The organism is Gordonia rubripertincta (assembly GCF_038024875.1).
GTDB lineage: Bacteria > Actinomycetota > Actinomycetes > Mycobacteriales > Mycobacteriaceae > Gordonia > Gordonia rubripertincta.
In genome coordinates, this window is sequence record NZ_CP136136.1 from 4216234 (window position 1) to 4236969 (window position 20736).

Sequence of the window (20736 nt, forward strand, 5' to 3'; positions counted from 1 at the left end):
GGCAGATCAACGATGACGATCGAATGAACGATCGTCCGCCGAGCGACCCCGTCGCGTCCCCCGCGGTCGAAGTACGCGGGCTGGTCAAGGCCTTCGGCGGCCGAACCGCCGTCGATCGACTCGATCTGACCGTCGAGCGCGGACAGATCCTCGCCCTCCTCGGACCGAACGGTGCGGGCAAGACCACCACCGTCGAGATCTGCGAGGGGTTCACCGCCCCCGACGCCGGCACCGTCCGGGTTCTCGGACTCGACCCGATCGTCGACAACGACGCCCTCCGACGCCGCGTCGGCGTGATGCTGCAGGGCGGCGGCGCGTACCCGGGTGCCCGCGCCGAGGAGATGCTGCGGCTCGTCGCCGCCTACTCGGCCGACCCGATCGACCCCGAATTCCTCATCGACGCACTCGGTCTCGGCGACGTCCGGCGCACGTCGTACCGACGCCTCTCCGGCGGACAACAGCAGCGCCTCGCGCTCGCCTGCGCGATCGTCGGCCGTCCCGAACTCGTGTTCCTCGACGAGCCGACCGCCGGCCTCGACGCCCACGCGCGTCTCGTCGTCTGGGAACTGGTCGACCGGCTCCGCACCGACGGGGTGTCCGTCCTGCTCACCACCCACCTGATGGACGAGGCGGAGGAACTCGCCGACCAGGTCGTGATCATCGATCACGGCCGCGCGGTCGCCGCCGGAACCCCCGCCGACCTCACCAGCAGCGGTGCCGAGAACGAGTTGCGGTTCACCGCGCCACGCGGCCTCGACCTCTCGATGCTCATGCTCGCTCTGCCCGAGGGTTACCACTGCACCGAGGCGAACCCCGGCTCGTACCTCGTCATCGGCCCGATGACCCCGCAGGTCCTCGCCACGGTGACCGCGTGGTGCGCGAAGATCAATGTCCTCGCCACCGACCTCCGTGTCGAGACCCGCAGTCTCGAAGACGTTTTCCTCGACCTGACCGGACGGGCACTACGACCGTGAACTCCCCCGCAGTGAACTCCCCCGCCCCCGGCACCGGACTCTTCCCCGACGGCATGTTCCGTCCGGCGCCGCGTCCGGCATCCCTACTGGCGATGATCGCCGCGCAGTCGACGCTCGAGCTCAAACTCCTGCTCCGCAACGGTGAGCAACTGCTACTCACGATGTTCATCCCGATCACCCTGCTCATCGGGTTGTGTCTGCTTCCGATCAACACGACCTTCGGCGACGGCCCGGCCGAGCGCGCCACGCTCTTCGTCCCCGCGATCCTCACGGTCGCCGTGATGTCGACCGCCTTCACCGGCCAGGCCATCGCCGTCGGCTTCGACCGCCGGTACGGGGCCCTGAAACGACTGGGCGCCACGCCGATTCCCCGGTGGGGCATCATCGTCGGCAAGTCGGTGGCGGTGCTGATCGTGGTGGCCCTGCAGTCGGTCATCCTCGGCGCCATCGGATTCGCCTTCGGGTGGCGGCCCGACGCGATCGGACTGCTCATCGGCGCGCTGGTGATCGTCATCGGCACCGCCTGCTTCGCGGCGCTCGGGCTGCTCCTCGGCGGCACGCTGAAGGCGGAGGTCGTCCTTGCCCTGGCGAACCTGCTCTGGTTCGCCTTCATCGGACTCGGCAGCCTCGTGGTGGTCGACTCCAACGTTCCCGGCGCCGTGCACACCCTGGCACGGTGCATCCCCTCGGGTGCGCTCAGTGAGGCCCTCGAGATGGCCGCACGTGGTTCGTTCGACGCCTTCGGGGTGGGTGTCTTGCTGGTGTGGGCCGCGGTGGCCGGCACCTTGGCAGTGAGGTGGTTCCGATTCCGATGACGACGTCGCAGACTTCGACACGACCCGACGGGGCGGACCCCGACCGGGCGACCCCCGACCAGCGCGGCAACCGGCGGATGAGCGGGTTCTGGCGATCCATCCCGGGATTCGGCCGGCCGACGATCCGCTTCGTGCACCGCTGGGCGATCGCGCTGCTCGTCTCCAACGTGGGCATCGTCGCCACCGGCGGCGCCGTGCGCGTCACGGGTTCGGGACTCGGCTGCCCGACCTGGCCGCGCTGCACCGACGACTCCTTCGTCCCGCACGGCGAACTCGGCATCCACGGCGCGATCGAGTTCGGCAACCGGATGCTGACGTGGGTGCTGATCATCATCGCGATCGCCACCTGGATCGCCGTGCTCCGCTACGCCGGATCGGCACGGCGCGACAAGTGGCTCGTCACCCTGATCGCGCTCGGCATCCCGTTCCAGGGCGTGATCGGGGGCATCACCGTCCTCACCGACCTCAACCCGTGGGTCGTGGCGCTGCACTTCATCCTGTCGATGATCCTGGTGTCGGCGGCGACCGTACTGGTCTTCCGGATGCGCCCGTACCCGACTCCCACCGAGCCCGCCCCCGCAGACACCGACACGCCGGGGATGGCGACCCGCCGACTGGGTATCTACCTGGCGTGGCTGCTATATGCGGTCACCTGGGTGACGATCTACCTCGGCACGGTGGTCACCGGTTCCGGCCCGCACGCCGGCGACGTGGACGCGCCGCGCAACGGACTGGACCCCGACAACGCCACTCAGCTCCACGCCGATGCGGTGTTCGTCCTCGTCGGTCTGGGTCTGGCCGCTCTCGTCTATGCCCGTGTCTTCGCGCGTCCCCAACAGCGCTCGGCACAGGTCTTCGTGGGCCTGCTCGCCCTGCAGGGCGTGATCGGTTTCGTCCAGTACTTCACCGATCTGCCCGTCGCGCTGGTCATCGCGCACATGTTCGGCAGTGCGCTGCTGCTCATCGGAGCCACCTGGCAGGTGCTGGTCGCCCGGGCCACCGACCAGCCGCGCGTCGACGCGGCCTGACCAGACGGAGCCACGAACGAGAAACGACCCCCGGCGATCACGCCGGGGGTCGTTTCTGGTCTACGGGTCAGAGGATCGCGCGGTTGCGCGCCTTGGGGAAGCGCTTCTGGCGGGCCACCCAGCCGGCCATCTTGCGGTAGTGCGACGGCTTGACGGTGGTCTCCGAAGTGAGATCGCGGTCCCACTCGGCGATCTCGAGTCCGTCGACGGCGTCGACGACGGCCTGCGCGGTCGCGAGGTCGGCGACGACGCGGTCACCGAGGACACCCCCCGCATCACCGACGAGAGTGATCCGGACACCGGCCGCACCGATCGCCTGCAAGACGACCTTGGCGCTGCCGCCCTCGCGGGCGACGAACTTCTTCACCGAGGCGACGACATCGCCCGGGGCCCGGACGGTCGGCGTGGCTGTGGTGTCGGTGGCGGCACTGTCAGTCATGACGCTCAGCATACCGGTGGGCCCGTGCCGATCCCGATAGCGGGATGCGCAACACATCCGGCGTGCTCGCCGTGTACAACGGGTGTCGTGCGCGCGATACAGGTGACCCGCCACGGCGGTCCGGACGTCCTGACCTTCGGAACCGTCGACGACCCGATACCGGCACCCGACGAGGTGATCGTCCGGACCTCGGCGGTGGGCGTCAACTACATCGACACCTATCTCCGGCGTGGGCTCTACCCGTCGACCCCGCCGTACATCCCGGGCACCGAGGGTGCCGGTGAGATCGTCTCCCTGGGTTCCGAGGTGTCCGGTCTCGAGGTCGGTCAGCGGGTCGCATGGTGCGCCGCGCCCGCGTCGTACGCCGAACTCGTGGCAGTGCCCGCCTCGAAGGCTGTCGTGGTCCCCGACGGGATCGACGACGCGGTCGCCGGGTCGTCGCTACTCCGCGGGCTCACCGCCCACTACCTCCTGGACGGGAGCGCCCACCCGCATCCCGAGGACACGATCCTGATCCACGCCGGGGCCGGCGGGGTGGGGCTGATCCTCACCCAGATGGCCAAGCGCCACGGGTTGCGGGTCATCACGACGGTGTCCTCCGAGGAGAAGGAAGAGCTGTCCCGCGAGGCCGGAGCCGACCACGTGCTGCGTTACACCGACGACCTGGCCGCGCGCGTCCGGGAGCTGACCGACGGCCGCGGCGTACCGGTCGTCTATGACGGGGTCGGCGCGGACACCTTCGAGCAGTCGCTGGCCGCCACCGCCGTACGCGGCATCGTCGTGCTGTTCGGCGCCTCGAGCGGACCGGTGCCGCCATTCGATCTGCAGCGCCTCAACCCGGCCGGTTCGTTGTCGGTGACCCGACCCACGCTGGCGCATTTCACCGCGACGCCAGAGGAACTGAACTGGCGCGCGAGTGAGTACTTCGAGGCGATCGGCGACGGCGACGTGGACGTGCGGGTGGGGCAGCGATACCGGCTGGCCGACGCCGCGCAGGCCCATGCGGACCTCGAGGCGCGCAAGACCACGGGTGCGACCGTGCTGCTGCCCACCGATTCCTGACGCGACAGACGGCTCAGATCAGCGGTACGAGGTCAGCGGTACGAGGTCAGAAGTACGAGGAGATCGTCTGCATGCCGACGACCGCGTCGATCGCGAGGCCGCAGAAGACGATCGCCAGGTACTCGTTGGACTGCAGGAACACCTTGAGGGGCTTCACCTCGGCACCGCGTTTGGTGTCGCGGTAGAGCTTGGTGACCCGCTCCAGGAACCAAGCGCCGGCGACCAGGGCGATCACGGTGTAGATCCAGCTCGTCGCCGGGATCAGGGTGAGCGAGGTGATGACGGTCAGCCAGGTGTAGATGAGCATCTGACGGGTGACGCGTTCCTCGGTCGCGATGACCGGGAGCATCGGCACGCCGGCCGCCTTGTAGTCCTCCTTGTAGCGCATCGCGAGCGCCCAGGTGTGCGGCGGAGTCCAGAAGAAGATGACCAGGAAGAGCACGATCGGCTGCCAGCTGATGGACCCGGTGACGGCCGCCCAGCCGACCAGCGTCGGCATGCAACCGGCGGCACCGCCCCACACCACGTTCTGCCAGGTGCGGCGCTTGAGGATCATCGTGTAGACGCCGACGTAGAAGATGATCGTCGCCGAGACGAGCAGGGACGACAGCAGATTCGCCGCGAAGTACAGCACCGCGAACGATGCAGCCCAGAGCACCAGGCCGAAGATCAGCGCGCTGCGCGTGGCGACGGCCCGACGGGCCAGGGGGCGCCGCTCGGTGCGCTTCATCTTCTTGTCGATGTCGGCGTCGACCACCATGTTGAGGGTGTTCGCGCTGCCGGCGCCGAGCCATCCACCGATCAGGGTGAAAGCGATGACCGCGATGTCCACGTGACCGCGATCGGCCTGCAGCATCACCGGGATCGTCGCAACCAGCAGCAGCTCGATGACCCGCGGCTTGGTCAGCGCGACATACGCAAGCACCGTCGCGCGCACACGTCCGGCCCACGTCAGATCCGCCGGCATGACCGGCTCGGTCGAAACCTGCTGTGATGCGGTGTCGGTCGAGTGGGATGCGGCGGGATGGTCTCCGCTCACACGCTCCCCTATCCTCACGAACACTCCTCGTCCGCCCGCACAGATCGCCGCGGGCTACTACAGAGCATGGTAGACGTTTGCCTTTGCGAACCGTGAATCGCGTCGTGGCGGGGCCCGTGACCGGCGACGATCGGCGAACCGGCGGGTAACTTTCGGTCGGCGCGCGGGGCGCCGTCGCAGCCGATTACTCTGGACCCGAACGCGCCGAAAACCGAGCAGGCACAGGAGACAATCACCATCGTGGCCGACACAGATGAGATCCGCGCACTGACCACCCCCCGCCATCCGGACGACTGGAGCGACCTCGACACCCGGGCCGTGGACACGGCCCGCCTCCTGGCCGCCGACGCGGTGCAGAAGTGCGGCAGCGGTCATCCCGGCACCGCGATGAGCCTCGCGCCGCTGGCCTACACGCTGTTCCAGCGTGTGATGCGGCACGACCCCACCGACACCGACTGGGCCGGCCGCGACCGCTTCGTGCTGTCCTGCGGACATTCGAGCCTGACCCTCTACATCCAGCTCTACCTGGGCGGCTTCGGTCTCGAGCTCTCCGACATCGAGGCGCTGCGCACCTGGGATTCGCTGACCCCCGGCCACCCGGAGTTCCGCCACACCCGCGGCGTGGAGATCACCACCGGCCCACTGGGCCAGGGTCTCGCCTCGTCGGTCGGCATGGCGATGGCCGCCCGGCGCGAACGCGGCCTGTTCGACCCGGACGCCGGCGTCGGCGAGAGTCCGTTCGACCACTACATCTACGTGGTCGCCTCCGACGGTGACATCGAGGAGGGTGTGACCTCCGAGGCCAGCTCGCTCGCCGGCACGCAGCAGCTCGGCAACCTGATCGTGTTCTACGACCAGAACCAGATCTCGATCGAGGACGACACCGACATCGCCCTGTCCGAGGATGTCGCCAAGCGCTACGAGGCCTATGGCTGGCACGTGCAGACCGTCGAGGGCGGCGAGGACGTCGTCGCCATCGAGGCCGCGATCAAGGCCGCCCAGGAGGTCGTCGACCGTCCGTCGATCATCTGTCTGCGCACCATCATCGGCTACCCGGCCCCCAACATGATGAACACCGGCATGGCCCACGGCGCCGCTCTCGGCGAGGATGAGGTTGCCGCGACCAAGAAGGTCCTCGGCTTCGACCCGGAGAAGAACTTCGAGGTCACCGACGAGGTCATCGCGCACACCCGCAAGCTCGTCGAGCGGGGGGCGGAGCAGCGCAAGGCCTGGACCGCCTCCTTCGACGCGTGGGCCGAGAAGAACCCCGAGCAGAAGGCGCTCTTCGACCGCCTGACCGCTCACGAGCTCCCCGAGGGCTGGACCGAGAACCTGCCGACCTGGAACGTCGGCGACAAGGACGTGGCGACGCGCAGCGCCTCGGGCAAGGTGCTCGGCGCCCTCGCGCCCGTCCTGCCCGAGCTGTGGGGCGGTTCCGCCGACCTCGCCGGTTCGAACAACACCACGATGGACGGCGAGCCCTCGTTCGGCCCCACGTCGATCAGCACCAAGAAGTGGTCGGCCAACCCGTACGGACGCACCCTCCACTTCGGTGTCCGCGAGCACGCGATGGGTTCGATCCTGTCGGGCATCGCCCTGCACGGACCGACCCGCGCCTACGGCGGCACCTTCCTGCAGTTCGCCGACTACATGCGTCCGGCCGTCCGCCTGGCCGCGCTGATGGAGATCGACCCTATCTACGTCTGGACCCACGACTCGATCGGTCTCGGCGAGGACGGCCCGACCCACCAGCCGATCGAGCACCTGGCCGCACTGCGTGCGATTCCGAACCTCGACGTCGTGCGTCCCGCCGACGCGAACGAGACCGCCTACGCCTGGGCGCACCTGCTGACCCGTCGCAACCACCCGGTCGGCCTGGCGCTCACCCGCCAGAACCTCCCGATCCTCGAGGGCACCTCGGCGCAGGGCGTCGCCAACGGCGGCTACATCCTCAGTGACTCCGAGGGCGACCCGCAGGTCGTGCTCATCGGTACCGGTTCCGAGGTGTACCTGGCCGTCGAGGCGCAGAAGGCGCTGGCAGACAAGGGAATCAAGGCCCGCGTCGTGTCGATGCCGTGTGTCGAGTGGTTCGACGAGCAGCCCAAGGGGTACCAGGACCACGTCCTCCCGCCGTCGGTTCCGCGTGTCGCCGTCGAGGCCGGCATCGCGATGCCGTGGTACCGCATCGTCGGCGCGGGTGGCGAGATCGTCAGCATCGAGCACTTCGGTGCGTCGGCCGATTACAAGGTGCTCTTCACCAAGTTCGGGATCACCGCAGAGGCCGTGACCTCGGCCGCCGAGCGCGTCGTCGCCGGCTGATCAACCCAAGGAGAGAAATCGTGACCCAGAACGAGAAGCTCGCCGAACTGTCCGCCGCCGGTGTCTCGGTGTGGCTGGACGACCTGTCCCGTGACCTGATCAGCTCCGGCGACCTGGCGGAACTGATCGCGACCAAGTCGGTGGTCGGCGTGACCACCAACCCGTCGATCTTCCAGGCCGCACTGTCGAAGGGCACCGCCTACAACGCGCAGGTCACCGAGCTGGCGGCGCGCGGCACCGACGTCGACGGCACCATTCGCACGGTGACCACCGACGACGTCCGCAACGCCTGCGACGTGCTCGCGCCGGTGTACGAGGAGTCCGACGGCGTCGACGGCCGGGTGTCGATCGAGGTCGATCCCCGCCTGGCCCACGACACCGACGGCACGGTCGCCCAGGCGATCGAGCTGTGGAAGATCGTCGACCGCCCGAACCTGCTGATCAAGATCCCGGCCACCAAGGCCGGGCTCCCCGCGATCACCAAGGTCATCGCCGAGGGAATCAGCGTCAACGTGACACTGATCTTCTCGGTGGAGCGCTACAAGGAGGTCATGGACGCCTACCTCGACGGCCTCGACGCCGCCGCGGAAGCCGGCCACGACCTGTCCGACATCCACTCGGTGGCGTCCTTCTTCGTCTCGCGCGTCGACACCGAGATCGACAAGCGCCTCGACGCCATCGGCACCCCGGAGGCGGTGGAGCTCAAGGGCAAGGCCGCACTGGCCAACGCCCGCCTGGCCTACTCGGCCTACCAGCAGGTGTTCGAGGTCGAGTCGCGCTTCCCCGATCTACTCGCCCACGGCGCCCGCCCGCAGCGCGCCCTCTGGGCGTCGACCGGCGTGAAGAACCCGGACTACCCCGACACCCTGTACGTCAGCGAGCTCGTCGCGCCCAACACGGTCAACACCATGCCGGGCAAGACGATGGATGCCTTTGCCGACCACGGCTGGGTCAACACCGGCTCGGTCGTCGGCCTCGCGCAGGAGTCCCAGGAGGTCTTCGACAAGCTCTCGGCAGTTGGCGTCGACACCGTCGACGTCTTCACGGTTCTCGAGGAGGAGGGCGTGAGCAAGTTCGAGGACGCCTGGAACGACCTGCTCAACGCGACCGCCGAGCAACTGTCCGCAGCGATCAAGGGCTGATCCGACCGTGGCCGTCGGCGAGGATTCGGTGGGACCCGATGCAGTGGGACCCCATTCCTGGACCAATCCCCTCCGTGACCCACAGGACAAACGGTTACCCCGCATCGCGGGGCCGTGCAGTCTGGTCATCTTCGGCGTCACCGGAGACCTGGCACGCAAGAAGTTGATGCCCGCGGTCTACGACCTCGCCAACCGCGGCCTGCTCCCCCCGTCGTTCGCTCTCGTCGGGTTCGCCCGACGGGACTGGACCGACGAGGACTTCGGGGCGGTCGTGCACGACGCCGTGCGGGAACACGCCCGCACGGGCTTCCGCGAGGAGGTGTGGGAGCGCCTCGCCGAGGGCTTCCGCTTCGTACAGGGCAACTTCGACGACGACGCCGCGTTCGACAAGCTGCGCGACACCCTCAAGTCGCTCGACAACGAACGCGGTACGGACGGCAATCACGCCTTCTACCTGTCGATCCCGCCCGGGGCATTCCCGACGGTGTGTGAACAGCTCGAGCGCAGCGGGCTCGCGGCACCGACCGGCGACAGCTGGCGTCGGGTCGTCATCGAGAAGCCCTTCGGTCACGACCTCGAGTCGGCCCGTGAGCTCAACGCCATCGTCAACCACGTCTTCCCGGAGTCGTCGGTGTTCCGCATCGACCACTACCTGGGCAAGGAGACGGTGCAGAACATCCTGGCGCTACGCTTCGCCAACCAGCTGTTCGATCCACTGTGGAGTTCGCACTACGTCGACCATGTCCAGATCACCATGGCCGAGGACATCGGCCTCGGTGGCCGGGCCGGCTACTACGACGGCATCGGCGCGGCACGCGACGTCATCCAGAACCACCTGCTGCAGCTGATGGCCCTGGTCGCGATGGAGGAGCCGATCTCCTTCGAGCCCAAGCAATTACAGGCGGAGAAGGCCAAGGTTCTCGCCGCGACCCGCAACATCGAGCCGCTGTCGGAGAACACGGCCCGAGGTCAGTACACCGCGGGCTGGCAGGGCAGCGAGAAGGTCCGCGGCCTCAAAGAGGAATCCGGATTCGCCAAGGACTCCACGACCGAGACCTTCGCCGCGATCGCTCTCGAGGTCGACTCGCGGCGCTGGGCGGGTGTCCCCTTCTACCTACGCACCGGCAAGCGCCTCGGTCGTCGCGTGACCGAGATCGCGCTGGTCTTCAAGCGCGCGCCGCATCTGCCCTTCGACCAGACGATGACCGAGGAACTCAGCCAGAACGTGCTGGTCATACGCGTCCAGCCCGACGAGGGCATGACGCTCCGCTTCGGCTCCAAAGTGCCCGCGACGAGCATGGAAGTCCGCGACGTGAACATGGACTTCAGTTACGGCACCGCGTTCACCGAGGCGTCCCCGGAAGCCTACGAACGGCTGATCCTGGACGTGCTGCTCGGTGAACCGTCCCTCTTCCCCGTCAACGAGGAAGTCGAATTGTCTTGGAAGATCCTGGACCCCGTGCTGGACCACTGGGCCGAGAACGGTCGACCCGATGCGTACGAGGCGGGAACGTGGGGACCGGCATCCGCCGATGAGATGCTCGCGCGCCACGGCCGACAGTGGAGGCGTCCATGATCGTCAACCTGCCTGACACGACGAGCCGGGAGGTCGCCAAGCGACTGGTCAACCTCCACGAGACCGAGGGTTCGGTCAACAACGGTCGTGTGCTGACGCTGGTCGTCTGTGCCGAACACGACGAACCGACCGAGGGCGCCATCGAGGCCGCGATCGCCGCGAGTCGCGAGCACCCCAGCCGCGTCATCGTCGTCTCCCGCGGTGTCCGCCATGCGCGTTCGCGGATGGACGCCGAGATCCGCGTCGGCGGCGACGCCGGCGCGTCGGAGGTCATCGTGCTGTCGCTCGCCGGCGACATGGCCGACCACGCACACGCAGTGGTGATCCCCTTCCTGCTGCCGGACACCCCGGTGGTCACCTGGTGGCCGAGTATCGGTCCCTCGAAGCCGGCATCCGATCCGCTCGGCACGCTGGGCCGCCGCCGGATCATGGACGCCAACCGCGACCCGGGTCTCAACACCGTCCTCAAACGGCGTCTGGCCGGGTACTCCCCCGGTGACACCGACATCGCCTGGACCCAGCTCACCCCGTGGCGGGCGATCCTGGCCTCGGCACTCGATCGTCCTCCGTTCACCCCGGTCCTCGAGGTCGATGTGACCGGACCCGATCGCAGTCCGGCCATCGACCTGCTCGCCGGTTGGCTGCGGTCGGCGCTGGGCGTGCCGACGCGCAGGTTCACCGGCAGCTTCGAGGTCCGACTGGTCCGGACCGACGGCGACACCGTCCTGGCCGTCGACGAGGCCAACAACGCGGTCCTGACCGCTCCCGGTAAGCCGGACGGCAAGATCGCGATGACGCCGCGCTCGCTGCCCGTGTGCATCGCCGAGGAGTTGCGCCGCCTCGACGTCGACGAGGTGTACGCCAGGGCACTGGCGGGCGTCACCGACGTGGAGCGGATCTCCCCGGAGCAGGAGGCACTTCTCCGCGCCGACATGCGAGCCGCCGTCGAGCACGCCGCACAGCAGAGTGATTCCGCAGCATCTGACGCCGAGGAGTGAATGACGTGGCCATCGAGACCCTGGTCTTCGAGTCCAAGCAGGAACTGATCGACACCGCCGCTGCCCGCTTCGTCGACCTCGTGACGCGCGCGCAGGGCGAACGCGGGGTCGCGAGCATCGTCCTGACCGGTGGCAGCAACGGGATCGGCATCCTGTCGACCCTGGCCGCAGACAGCGGCGCCCTCGACTGGTCGCGGGTCGACCTGTACTGGGGCGACGACCGTTTCGTGCCGGCCGACGACCCAGAACGCAATTCCGGCCAGGCGCGTGAGGCACTACTCGACAAGGTGCCGGTGGACCCCTCGCGGGTCTTCCCCATGGCGCCGTCCGACGGTCCGTTCGGCGACGACATCGAGTCCGCCGCAGCCGATTACGCAGCGATTCTGGCCGCCCGCTCCGCGGACGGCATCGCCCCCGAGTTCGACCTGCATCTGCTGGGCATGGGCGGCGAAGGCCACATCAATTCCCTCTTCCCGCACACCGCCGCCACCGCGGAGACCGAGAAATCCGTTGTCGCCGTGCAGGACTCCCCCAAACCGCCACCGCGTCGGATCACCCTGACGCTGCCGGTGGTCAACCGGTCGCGCAACGTGTGGTTCCTCGTCGCCGGTGGCGACAAGGCCGAGGCCGTCGCCGCCGCCCACAACGGTGCCGACCCGGCGGACTGGCCCTGCGCCGGTGCACATGGCACCGACGAGACCATCTGGTTCCTCGACGAGGACGCGGCGAGCAAGCTCGACAGCTGAGTCGCTAGGCTCAGTCCTCGTGACTGAATCCTCCACGTACGCGAACGTGACCCTCGACCCGCGTGCCAACGTCTACTTCGACGGCAAGTGCGTGAGCCACACGTTCCATCTCGCCGACGGCACCCGCAAGTCGGCGGGCGTCATCCTGCCCGCGACGCTGAACTTCGGCACCGGTACACCCGAGGTCATGGAGCTCCACAGCGGCGCCTGCCGGGTGCGGCTCGCCGGCAGTGAGGACTGGGCCTCCTACGGCGCAGGCGACTCGTTCTCCGTACCGGGTGATTCGTCGTTCGACATCGAGGTCACCGACGCCGTCAGTTACGTCTGCCACTACGGCTGAGGAATTATTCACCGACGGCGCGGTGTTGCACGCCACATGCGCGGCAATGCACTGTGGGTGCTCGCCCACCCCGATGAGTCCTCCCTGAGCAGCCACCTGCGGAACGTCGGCGTCGCAGCGTTACGCGAAAAGGGCTGGCGGGTCACCGAATCCGACCTCTACCGGATGAGATGGGACCCGCTCCTCGTCACCGACGACGGACAGGCCGATGTCCGCGCCGAACAGCGGAAACTCGCCGACGCCGATCTTGTCGTCGTGCAGTTCCCGCTCTGGTGGTACGGGATGCCTGCCATCCTCAAGGGCTGGTTCGACCGGGTCTTCGAGAGCGGATTCGCCTACGACGTCCCCGACCCCGAGACCGGACGATTCCTCAAGTACGGCCGGGGCGGACTCATCGGAAAGCGGGCGCTCCTGGTCGTGACCGCCGGGGACCGGCACGCCAGCCTCGGACCGCGCGGGATCAGCGGCCACATCGACGATGTACTGTGGCCGATCCTGCACGGAACCCTCTGGTACACCGGCATGCAGCCGCTGCGACCGCATCTCATCACCGAGGCCGACGACGTCGACCCGTCGACGGTCGGTGCCGTGGAACGCTCCTTGACCGACCGCCTCGGCCACGCCGCCGAGGAGGAACCGATCGCGTACCTGCCGATGGAGGACGAGTTCTATGACCACTCGATCCGCCTCCACGACCATGTCTCACCAGGCGTCGAGGGCAACGCCGCGCACCAGCACTGCGCGATCTAGCCGCTGTTCCGCAGCGCCGTCGCGAGACCGTTCATGGTCAGCTGGATACCGCGCCGCACCAGCGGGGTGTCCTCGCCCGCACGGAACCGGCGCAGCAGCTCCACCTGCAGCAGGTTGAGCGGCTCGAGGTACGGGAAACGGTTGTAGACAGAGCGTTTCAGGGCCGCGTTGTCGTGCAGCAGGTCGTTGGTGCCGGTGATCTTGGCGCACATGGCGATCGTTCGCTCGTGTTCGTCGACGATCATGCCGAACACCTTGTCGCGCAGTTCCTCGTCGGGAACCAGCTGTGCGTAGCGTTCGGCGAGACCCATGTCCGACTTCGCCAGCACCTGCGCCATGTTGGACATCACGGTGCGGAAGAACGGCCACTTCTCGTAGTAGCGCTGTAGTGCCTCGAGACGGGTGGGATCGTCGCCGGCCCACTCCTCGAACGCGGACCCGGTGCCGTACCAGCCCGGCAGCATCACTCGTGACTGTGTCCACGACAGCACCCACGGGATCGCGCGGAGATCCGAGATCTTCTCGGTCTGCTTGCGCGATGCCGGGCGGCTGCCGATGTTGAGGGCGCCGATCTCCGACAGCGGCGTCGACGTGGTGAAGTACTCGACGAATCCCGGTGTCTCGTGCACGAGCCGGCTGTACGCCGCGCGCGCCTTGGCGGCGATGTCGTCCATGATCTCGTAGGCCGACTCCGATTCGTCGCCGAGGCCCTCGACGTCGAGCAGCGACGACTCGATGGTCGCGGCCAGCAGCGTCTCCAGGTTGCGGCGGGCGGTCACCGGTTCGGCGTACTTGGCGGCGATGATCTCGCCCTGCTCGGTGATGCGCAGCGATCCCTGCACCGCACCCGGCGGCTGGGCGAGGATGGCGTCGTAGCTGGGACCGCCACCGCGGCCGACGGTGCCACCGCGACCATGGAAGAGCCGCAACCGGATTCCCGACTTCGACGCCGCCTCGACGAGGTCGAGTTCGGCGCGGTACAGCGCCCAGTTGGCGGCCATGTAGCCGCCGTCCTTGTTGGAGTCGGAGTAGCCGAGCATGATCTCCTGCATGCCGTTCTGGTACTCCACGAGCGCCCGGTAGAACGGCACGTCGAGAACGGCGAGCAGCGTCGTGGCGCCCTGCTGCAGATCCTCGATCGTCTCGAACAGCGGCACGACGCGGACGCTCGAGCGCGGCGTGTTCTCGCCCGCAGCACCGGGGTCGTAGAGTCCGGCCTCCTTCAGCAAGATGAGGGCCTCGAGCATGTCACTCACCGAGGTGCACATGCTGATGATGTAGTTGGGCACCGCCTCCGGACCGAACGTCGCGACCGCCTTCGCCGCCGCCCGCACGATCCCGAGCTCCTTGGTCGCCAGTTCGCTCAGTTCCGCGTCGCGACTGGTCAGCGGCCGGCGGCGCTGCAGCTCGGCGGACAGGATCTCGACGCGCTCCTCCTCGCCCAGCGAGGCGTAGTCGGCGTGCACGCCGGCCCACGCCAGGAGTTCGGCGACGACCTCCTCGTGCATGTCGGAGTTCTGCCGCATGTCGAGTCCGGACAGATGGAAACCGAAGGTGCGCACCGACTCCCGGAGGGACTGGAGGCGGTCGTCGGCGATGGTGGCGTCGTTGTTGACCCGCAGCGCGGCGTCGATGACGTCCAGGTCGGCGAGGAGTTCCGACGCGTGGTCGTAGGGCGGCTTGCCGTCGACGAGGAACAGATCGCTCGAGGAGAGGAAGTCGTCGTCGAACATACCCCGCGCGGTCGCAGCGAGACGGGATCGGATGTGCCGCAACGCGAGCCGAAACGGTTCGTCGGCGCCCGGATCGTCGGCATCGGCGCCGGCAAGTTCCAGCAGCGGCTCGGTGCCGGTGATCAGTCGCGCCGACATGCTCAGCTCCTGCGCCAGGTTCTCGAGTTCGGCGAGGTGGTGTCCGACCGCGGTCTCGGCAGCCAGGGTCGCCGCCAGGGTGACGACCTCGGCGGTCACGAACGGGTTGCCGTCCCGGTCGCCGCCGATCCAGGACCCCATGCGGATCATCGGCTCGTCGGCGAGACCCGCCTCCGGGTACGCCGACCGCAGCGCGGCGCGCACCGAGGTGTTGATCGCCGGCACCACGTCGAAGAACGAGGCGTCGTAATACCGCAGGCCGGAACGGATCTCGTCCTGGATGGTGAGTCGTTCGAGGCGGATGAGCGCCGTCTGCCACAGCGTGAGGATCTGGCGCCGGATCGCCTCGGTGACCTCGGCGTCCTCGTCGGGCGTCAACTCGGTGCGGCCGCGGAAACGCATCAGCTCGGTGATCCGGTTCTGCGCCTCGAACACGGTGCGGCGCCGCGTCTCGGTGGGGTGTGCGGTGATGACCGGGACGACGTTGGCGTCGGCGAGCGCCCTGCCGACCTCCTCGTCACCGAGTCCAGCGTCGGCGAGCTGACGATAGGTCGCCGCCAGGCTGGACTTCTGCGGCGGGTCACCGGCCCGCACATGGATGGCACGGCGACGTTCGCGATGGATGTCCTCGGCCAGGTTGGCCAGCAGCGCGAAATGGCTGAAGGCGCGGATGACGGGCACCGCGGTGGTCACGTCGAGATCGACGAACATGTCCGCGAGTTCGCTGCGGTCGATCTCGTTGCGACGCACGCCGAATGCGGCCACCCGAGCGGATTCGACGAGATCGAAGACATCGGTGCCGGAATGCTCGGCGACGACCTCGCCGAGGATTCCGCCGAGCAGACGAATGTCCTCACGCAATGGTTCGGTGAGTGCACGGCCCTCGTCGTCGACGACGATGTGGTCGACGATCGAGATGGACGGACGCGATGCCGGGGCTCCCTGTGCGGGGGCGGTTTCACTCATGCCGTCAAGTATCCCGAGATCAGGGGTATCCGGCATCCCGGGGAAAGCGACGGGCGACGCGTTTCACGCGTCGCCCGAGGTCGAGAGCAGAAAGTTGCTCAGGAAAGTTTGATGTCGACTCCCACGCCCACGATGAAGATCACCCAGATGAGGCCGACGAAGATGGTCAGCCGGTCGAGGTTGCGTTCGACGACACTCGAACCCGACAGGCTGGACTGGACACCGCCGCCGAACAGGGACGACAGACCGCCACCCTTGCCGCGGTGCAGCAGGACGAGCACGATCAGCAGCACGCTGGTCACGATCAATCCGATGTCGAGTGCACCTTGCACAGTCACGAGTCGAAACGCCCTTCCGTAAACACCTGGAGAAACAGCTGTGGCAGGTGGTGCCGACGCACATCGACACCAACCTGCCACAGTGTACGCGTGGGTGTGACCCGTCAGGGCAAGGGGCCACCCGCGGCGATCGCCGACAGCGTCGCGAACTCGTCGGACTTCAGCGACGCGCCGCCGACGAGAGCTCCGTCGACGTCGGTCTGGCCGACGATGTCGCCGACGTTCTTGGCGTTCACCGAACCGCCGTAGAGGATGCGGACCGAGGCCGCGGTCTCCGCGTCGGCGATCTCCGCAAGGGTCTCGCGGATGGCCTTGCAGACCTCCTGCGCATCGGCGGCACTGGCCACGCGACCGGTGCCGATGGCCCAGACCGGCTCGTAGGCGATGACGGTCTTGGCGATCTCGGCGGCCGAGAGACCCGCCAGCGACCCCTTGAGCTGCGCCACGTTGTACGCGACGTGCTCGCCGGCCTCGCGGATCTCGAGGCCCTCGCCGATGCAGACGATCGGGGTGAGCTCGTGCTTGAGTGCGGCCTTGGTCTTGGCCAGCACGATCTCGTCGGTCTCGCCGTGCAGGGTGCGGCGCTCCGAGTGGCCGACGACGACGAAGGTGCAGCCGAGCTTCGCGAGGAAGGCACCGCTGATCTCGCCGGTGTAGGCACCCGAGTCGTGCTGCGACAGGTCCTGCGCACCGTAGGTGAGCAGGAGTTTGTCGCCGTCGACGACGGTCTGCACGCTGCGGATGTCGGTGAACGGCGGGATCACCGTCACGTCGACCTTGTCGAAGTACTTCGCCGGCAGGGCGAAGGCGATCTTCTGAACCAGCGCGATGGCCTCGAGGTGATTCAGGTTCATCTTCCAGTTGCCCGCGATGAGCGGTTTACGAGTTGCCATGGCTCAGCTCTCCAGCACCTTCAGTCCGGGAAGTTCCTTGCCCTCGAGGTACTCCAACGATGCGCCACCTCCGGTGGAGATGTGCGAGAAGTCCGAGTCGGGCAGACCCAGGGTCCGCACCGCGGCGGCCGAGTCGCCGCCACCGACCACGGTGAACGCACCGTTGCCGGTCGCGCCGGCGATGGCCTCGGCGACCCCGCGGGTGCCGGCCGAGAACTTCTCGAACTCGAAGACGCCCGAGGGACCGTTCCAGAAGATCGTCTTGGCACCCGAGAGGACCGCGGCGAAGCGCTTCACCGACTCCGGTCCGATGTCGAGACCCATCCAGCCGTCCGGAATGGCGTCGGCGGCGACGGTCTTCGCCTCCGCGTCGGCGGCGAACTTGTCGGCCACCACGACGTCGACCGGCAGATGGATGACGTCGCCGAAGCGCTCGAGCAGGCTCTTGCAGACCTCGATCTGGTCTTCCTGCAGCAGCGAGGTGCCCACCGAGTGGCCCTGTGCGGCCAGGAATGTGAAGGCCATGCCGCCACCGATGACGAGCGTGTCGACCTTGGGCGCCAACGCCTCGATGACCCCGAGCTTGTCGGAGACCTTCGAGCCACCGAGGACGACCGCGTACGGGCGGGTCACTTCTTCGGTGAGCTTCGACAGGACGTCGACCTCGGCCGCCACCAGCTCTCCCGCGTAGTGCGGGAGGAGCTTGGCGACGTCGTAGACCGATGCCTGCTTGCGGTGGACCACTCCGAAGCCGTCCGACACGAACGCGCCGTCGTCGCCGACGAGTTCGACGAGGGCCTTGGCGAGCTTCTCGCGCTCGGCGTCGTCCTTGGAGGTCTCCCGCGGGTCGAAGCGGATGTTCTCCAGGAGCAGGACGTCACCGTCGGTCAGACCCTCGGCGCGGGCGAGCGCGTCGGTGCCGACGACGTCACCGGCGAGCTGCACGTTGCGACCGAGCTCCTCGCCGAGACGCGCCGCGACGGGCGCGAGCGAGAACTTCGGATCCGGCTCGCCCTTCGGCCGACCCAGGTGCGCGGTGATGATCACCTTGGCACCGGCGTCGATGAGCGCGTTGAGGGTGGGCAGGGAGGCGAGGATGCGACCCGGATCGGTGATCGTCGACCCGTCGAGCGGGACGTTGAAATCCGAACGGACCAGCACTCCGCGACCCGAAACACCCTCTTCCAGAAGGTTTTTCAGAGTGGGAACACCCATGAGGCGTTGACTCCTCTTTCGTTGTACGACGAGTGGACTAGAGAGACTTGCTGACGAGTCCGATGAGGTCGACGAGGCGGTTGGAGTAGCCCCACTCGTTGTCGTACCAGGACACGACCTTGGCCTGATCGTCGATGACCTTGGTCAGGCCGGCGTCGAACAGCGAGCTGTGCGGGTCGGTGACGATGTCGGAGGAGACGATCGGGGCGTCGTAGTACTTGAGGATGCCCTTGAGCGGGCCCTCGGCGGCGGCCTTGAGCGCGGCGTTGATCTCCTCGGCGGTGGCCTGCTTGGCCAGCTGCGCGGTGAGGTCGGTGACCGAGCCGGTGGGGATCGGCACACGCAGCGCGTAGCCGTCGAGCTTGCCCTTCAGCTCCGGGAGGACCAGGCCGATGGCCTTGGCGGCACCGGTCGAGGTCGGCACGATGTTGAGGGCGGCGGCGCGGGCGCGACGCAGGTCCTTGTGCGGGCCGTCCTGCAGGTTCTGATCCTGGGTGTAGGCGTGGATCGTGGTCATGAGGCCCTTGACGATGCCGAACTCGTCGTTGAGGACCTTGGCCAGCGGGCCGAGGCAGTTCGTGGTGCACGAGGCGTTCGAGATGATGTTCTGGCTGCCGTCGTACTTGTCGTCGTTGACGCCCATGACGATGGTGATGTCCTCATCCGACGCGGGGGCCGAGATGATGACCTTCTTGGCGCCGGCGTCCAGGTGACCCTGGGCCTTGGCGCGTGCGGTGAAGATGCCGGTCGACTCGACGACGACGTCGACGCCCAGGTCGCCCCACGGGATCGCGGAGGGGCCTTCCTTGACCTCGAGCGCCTTGATCTTCTTGTCGCCCACGACGATGGTGTCGTCGCCTTCGAGGCTGACCTCTTCGGGCAGACGGCCGAGGATCGAGTCGAACTTCAGCAGGTGCGCGAGAGTCGCGTTGTCGGTGAGGTCGTTGACCGCGACGATCTCGATGTCAGTGGTGCCCAAAGCCTTTTGCGCTTCGACGGCACGGAAGAAGTTGCGGCCGATCCGGCCGAATCCGTTGACGCCTACCCGAACAGTCACAGTTGTGCTCCTTAGCGGTATTCATGGTCAGGCCTGTGGGTCAAGCCCTGCTGGCCGCGCCGTGAGCGGTCACCGATGGCACACAGGGGCAACCCCCGGTCCGCACACGTCGACTTCAGCCTAGTAGGCCGGGTTGGGTCCGGCACACCGCAGGTCCGCCTGTTGCCTTCCTCGCGCCGATCAGGCCTCGTCGAGCAGCTCTGAGGTGACCGCCGACTCGGTGTCCGGGATGCCGTCCTGGCGGGCCTTCTTGTCGGCCATCGACAGCAGACGACGGATGCGACCGGCCACCGCGTCCTTGGTCATCGGTGGGTCGGCGAGCTGGCCGAGCTCCTCCAGGGAGGCCTGCCGATGGGTGATGCGCAGCTGCCCCGCCGCGACGAGATGGTCGGGGACCTCGTCGCCGAGGATCTCCAGGGCGCGTTCGACGCGGGCCGCCGCGGCCACCGCCGCGCGGGCCGAGCGTCGCAGGTTGGCGTCGTCGAAGTTGGCGAGACGGTTCGCGGTCGCGCGAACCTCGCGGCGCATGCGGCGTTCCTCCCACACGAGGCGGGTGTCGTGAGCACCCATCCGGGTGAGCAGCGCGCCGATGGCCTCGCCGTCCCGGATGACGACGCGGTCGGCGCCGCGGACCTCGCGGGCCTTGGCGGTCACACCGAGGCGCCGGGCCGCACCGACGAGTGCGAGCGCGGCCTCCGGTCCGGGGCAGCTGACCTCGAGGGCCGACGAACGTCCCGGTTCGGTCAGCGAGCCGTGCGCGAGAAACGCACCGCGCCAAGCGGCTTCGGCGTCCGCGACACTTCCGCCGACGACCTGGGCCGGGAGTCCGCGCACCGGACGGCCGCGCAGGTCGAGCAGGCCGGTCTGTCGGGCGAGGCCCTCGCCGTCCTTGGTGATGCGCACGATGTAGCGGGCCGACTTGCGCAGGCCGCCGCCGCGCAGGACATGGACGTCGGAGCCGTAGCCGAACAGGTCGTGGATCTCGCGTCGTAGGCGCCGCGCGACGTTGCCCATGTCGACCTCGGCCTCGACCACGACGCGGCCGGCCACGATGTGCAAGCCGCCGGCGAATCGCAGCAGGGCCGACACCTCGGCTCTCCGGCAACTCACCTGGGTCACCGTCAGGCGACTCAGCTCGTCTTTCACCGCCGCCGTCATCGCCACCGGT

19 protein-coding genes are annotated in these 20736 nt (G+C 68.1%); 11 read left to right on the plus strand and 8 right to left on the minus strand.

Annotation, left to right across the window (positions count from 1 at the left end):
• Window positions 1-23: 23 nt before the first annotated feature.
• From RVF83_RS19115 to RVF83_RS19125, 3 genes are read left to right on the plus strand one after another with little or no spacing between them, the layout of a single operon-like run.
• The gene (locus tag RVF83_RS19115; RefSeq protein ID WP_005194900.1) at window positions 24-974 is read left to right on the plus strand and encodes an ABC transporter ATP-binding protein; all 951 of its coding nucleotides are present in this window, start codon (window positions 24-26) and stop codon (window positions 972-974) included.
• 11 nt (window positions 975-985) lie between these two features.
• Window positions 986-1789, plus strand: coding sequence for an ABC transporter permease (locus RVF83_RS19120; RefSeq protein ID WP_005194898.1), 804 nt, complete (start codon window positions 986-988; stop codon window positions 1787-1789).
• A complete protein-coding gene (locus RVF83_RS19125) occupies window positions 1786-2817 on the plus strand; it encodes a COX15/CtaA family protein (RefSeq protein ID WP_005194896.1) in 1032 nt (343 codons plus the stop codon). Before RVF83_RS19120 ends, RVF83_RS19125 begins: the two co-directional genes overlap by 4 nt.
• 67 nt (window positions 2818-2884) lie before the next feature.
• Here RVF83_RS19125 and RVF83_RS19130 read toward each other — a convergent pair whose 3' ends face one another.
• Entirely contained in the window at window positions 2885-3268 is a 384-nt protein-coding gene (locus tag RVF83_RS19130) for a hypothetical protein (protein ID WP_039879909.1), read from the minus strand.
• A 75-nt stretch (window positions 3269-3343) separates the two neighbouring features.
• Between RVF83_RS19130 and RVF83_RS19135 the strand changes: the two genes are divergently transcribed.
• On the plus strand, window positions 3344-4318 hold the full coding sequence (locus RVF83_RS19135; protein ID WP_005194892.1) for a quinone oxidoreductase family protein: 975 nt from the start codon (window positions 3344-3346) through the stop codon (window positions 4316-4318).
• 46 nt (window positions 4319-4364) lie between these two features.
• Here the strand turns inward: RVF83_RS19135 and RVF83_RS19140 are convergent, their stop codons facing one another.
• Entirely contained in the window at window positions 4365-5357 is a 993-nt protein-coding gene (locus tag RVF83_RS19140; RefSeq protein WP_005194890.1) for a heme o synthase, read from the minus strand.
• A 240-nt stretch (window positions 5358-5597) separates the two neighbouring features.
• On the opposite strand from RVF83_RS19140, the gene tkt reads away from it, so the two are divergent.
• The 7 genes from tkt to RVF83_RS19175 are packed head-to-tail and all read left to right on the plus strand — an operon-like array spanning window position 5598 to window position 13228.
• On the plus strand, window positions 5598-7676 hold the full coding sequence (gene tkt, locus RVF83_RS19145) for a transketolase (protein WP_005194888.1): 2079 nt from the start codon (window positions 5598-5600) through the stop codon (window positions 7674-7676).
• A gap of 20 nt (window positions 7677-7696) precedes the next feature.
• Window positions 7697-8818 (plus strand): transaldolase, encoded by a 1122-nt coding sequence (gene tal / locus RVF83_RS19150; protein ID WP_005194886.1) that lies wholly within the window; start codon window positions 7697-7699, stop codon window positions 8816-8818.
• A 7-nt stretch (window positions 8819-8825) separates the two neighbouring features.
• Window positions 8826-10394 (plus strand): glucose-6-phosphate dehydrogenase, encoded by a 1569-nt coding sequence (gene zwf, locus RVF83_RS19155; RefSeq protein WP_005194885.1) that lies wholly within the window; start codon window positions 8826-8828, stop codon window positions 10392-10394.
• Complete coding sequence (locus tag RVF83_RS19160; protein ID WP_005194884.1) at window positions 10391-11392, plus strand: glucose-6-phosphate dehydrogenase assembly protein OpcA; 1002 nt, start codon at window positions 10391-10393, stop codon at window positions 11390-11392. The genes zwf and RVF83_RS19160 overlap by 4 nt, the downstream gene beginning before the upstream one ends.
• Window positions 11393-11397: 5 nt before the next feature.
• The gene (gene pgl / locus RVF83_RS19165) at window positions 11398-12138 is read left to right on the plus strand and encodes a 6-phosphogluconolactonase (RefSeq protein ID WP_005194883.1); all 741 of its coding nucleotides are present in this window, start codon (window positions 11398-11400) and stop codon (window positions 12136-12138) included.
• Between the two features lie 19 nt (window positions 12139-12157).
• Window positions 12158-12478, plus strand: a complete 321-nt coding sequence (locus tag RVF83_RS19170) for a pyrimidine/purine nucleoside phosphorylase (RefSeq protein ID WP_005194881.1) — start codon at window positions 12158-12160, stop codon at window positions 12476-12478.
• Window positions 12479-12514: 36 nt separating this feature from the next.
• Window positions 12515-13228 carry an NAD(P)H-dependent oxidoreductase gene (locus RVF83_RS19175; protein WP_005194878.1) on the plus strand — a complete coding sequence of 238 codons (714 nt, stop codon included), beginning with the start codon at window positions 12515-12517 and terminating at the stop codon, window positions 13226-13228.
• Here the strand turns inward: RVF83_RS19175 and ppc are convergent.
• The 6 genes from ppc to whiA form a co-directional block, all read right to left on the minus strand.
• Complete coding sequence (ppc, locus tag RVF83_RS19180) at window positions 13225-16065, minus strand: phosphoenolpyruvate carboxylase (RefSeq protein ID WP_005194877.1); 2841 nt, start codon at window positions 16063-16065, stop codon at window positions 13225-13227. The genes RVF83_RS19175 and ppc overlap by 4 nt on opposite strands.
• A gap of 98 nt (window positions 16066-16163) precedes the next feature.
• Complete coding sequence (gene secG, locus RVF83_RS19185; protein ID WP_006357231.1) at window positions 16164-16397, minus strand: preprotein translocase subunit SecG; 234 nt, start codon at window positions 16395-16397, stop codon at window positions 16164-16166.
• A 110-nt stretch (window positions 16398-16507) separates the two neighbouring features.
• Entirely contained in the window at window positions 16508-17296 is a 789-nt protein-coding gene (gene tpiA, locus RVF83_RS19190) for a triose-phosphate isomerase (protein WP_005194872.1), read from the minus strand.
• Window positions 17297-17299: 3 nt separating this feature from the next.
• Window positions 17300-18511 carry a phosphoglycerate kinase gene (locus RVF83_RS19195; RefSeq protein WP_005194870.1) on the minus strand — a complete coding sequence of 404 codons (1212 nt, stop codon included), beginning with the start codon at window positions 18509-18511 and terminating at the stop codon, window positions 17300-17302.
• Window positions 18512-18548: 37 nt separating this feature from the next.
• Window positions 18549-19568 carry a type I glyceraldehyde-3-phosphate dehydrogenase gene (gene gap, locus RVF83_RS19200; RefSeq protein WP_005194868.1) on the minus strand — a complete coding sequence of 340 codons (1020 nt, stop codon included), beginning with the start codon at window positions 19566-19568 and terminating at the stop codon, window positions 18549-18551.
• A 180-nt stretch (window positions 19569-19748) separates the two neighbouring features.
• Window positions 19749-20726 (minus strand): DNA-binding protein WhiA, encoded by a 978-nt coding sequence (gene whiA, locus RVF83_RS19205; RefSeq protein WP_174310871.1) that lies wholly within the window; start codon window positions 20724-20726, stop codon window positions 19749-19751.
• Between the last annotated feature and the right edge of the window lie 10 nt (window positions 20727-20736).

Bases quoted from the DNA above. Each gene is read 5' to 3' on its own strand.
- tpiA (WP_005194872.1), bottom strand. From the start codon at position 17,296: ATGGCAACTCGTAAACCGCTCATCGCGGGCAACTGGAAGATGAACCTG.
- RVF83_RS19195 (WP_005194870.1), bottom strand. From the start codon at position 18,511: ATGGGTGTTCCCACTCTGAAAAACCTTCTGGAAGAGGGTGTTTCGGGT.
- ppc (WP_005194877.1), bottom strand. From the start codon at position 16,065: ATGAGTGAAACCGCCCCCGCACAGGGAGCCCCGGCATCGCGTCCGTCC.
- whiA (WP_174310871.1), bottom strand. From the start codon at position 20,726: ATGACGGCGGCGGTGAAAGACGAGCTGAGTCGCCTGACGGTGACCCAG.
- RVF83_RS19115 (WP_005194900.1), top strand. From the start codon at position 24: ATGAACGATCGTCCGCCGAGCGACCCCGTCGCGTCCCCCGCGGTCGAA.
- RVF83_RS19160 (WP_005194884.1), top strand. From the start codon at position 10,391: ATGATCGTCAACCTGCCTGACACGACGAGCCGGGAGGTCGCCAAGCGA.
- RVF83_RS19175 (WP_005194878.1), top strand. From the start codon at position 12,515: ATGCGCGGCAATGCACTGTGGGTGCTCGCCCACCCCGATGAGTCCTCC.
- RVF83_RS19130 (WP_039879909.1), bottom strand. From the start codon at position 3,268: ATGCTGAGCGTCATGACTGACAGTGCCGCCACCGACACCACAGCCACG.
- RVF83_RS19125 (WP_005194896.1), top strand. From the start codon at position 1,786: ATGACGACGTCGCAGACTTCGACACGACCCGACGGGGCGGACCCCGAC.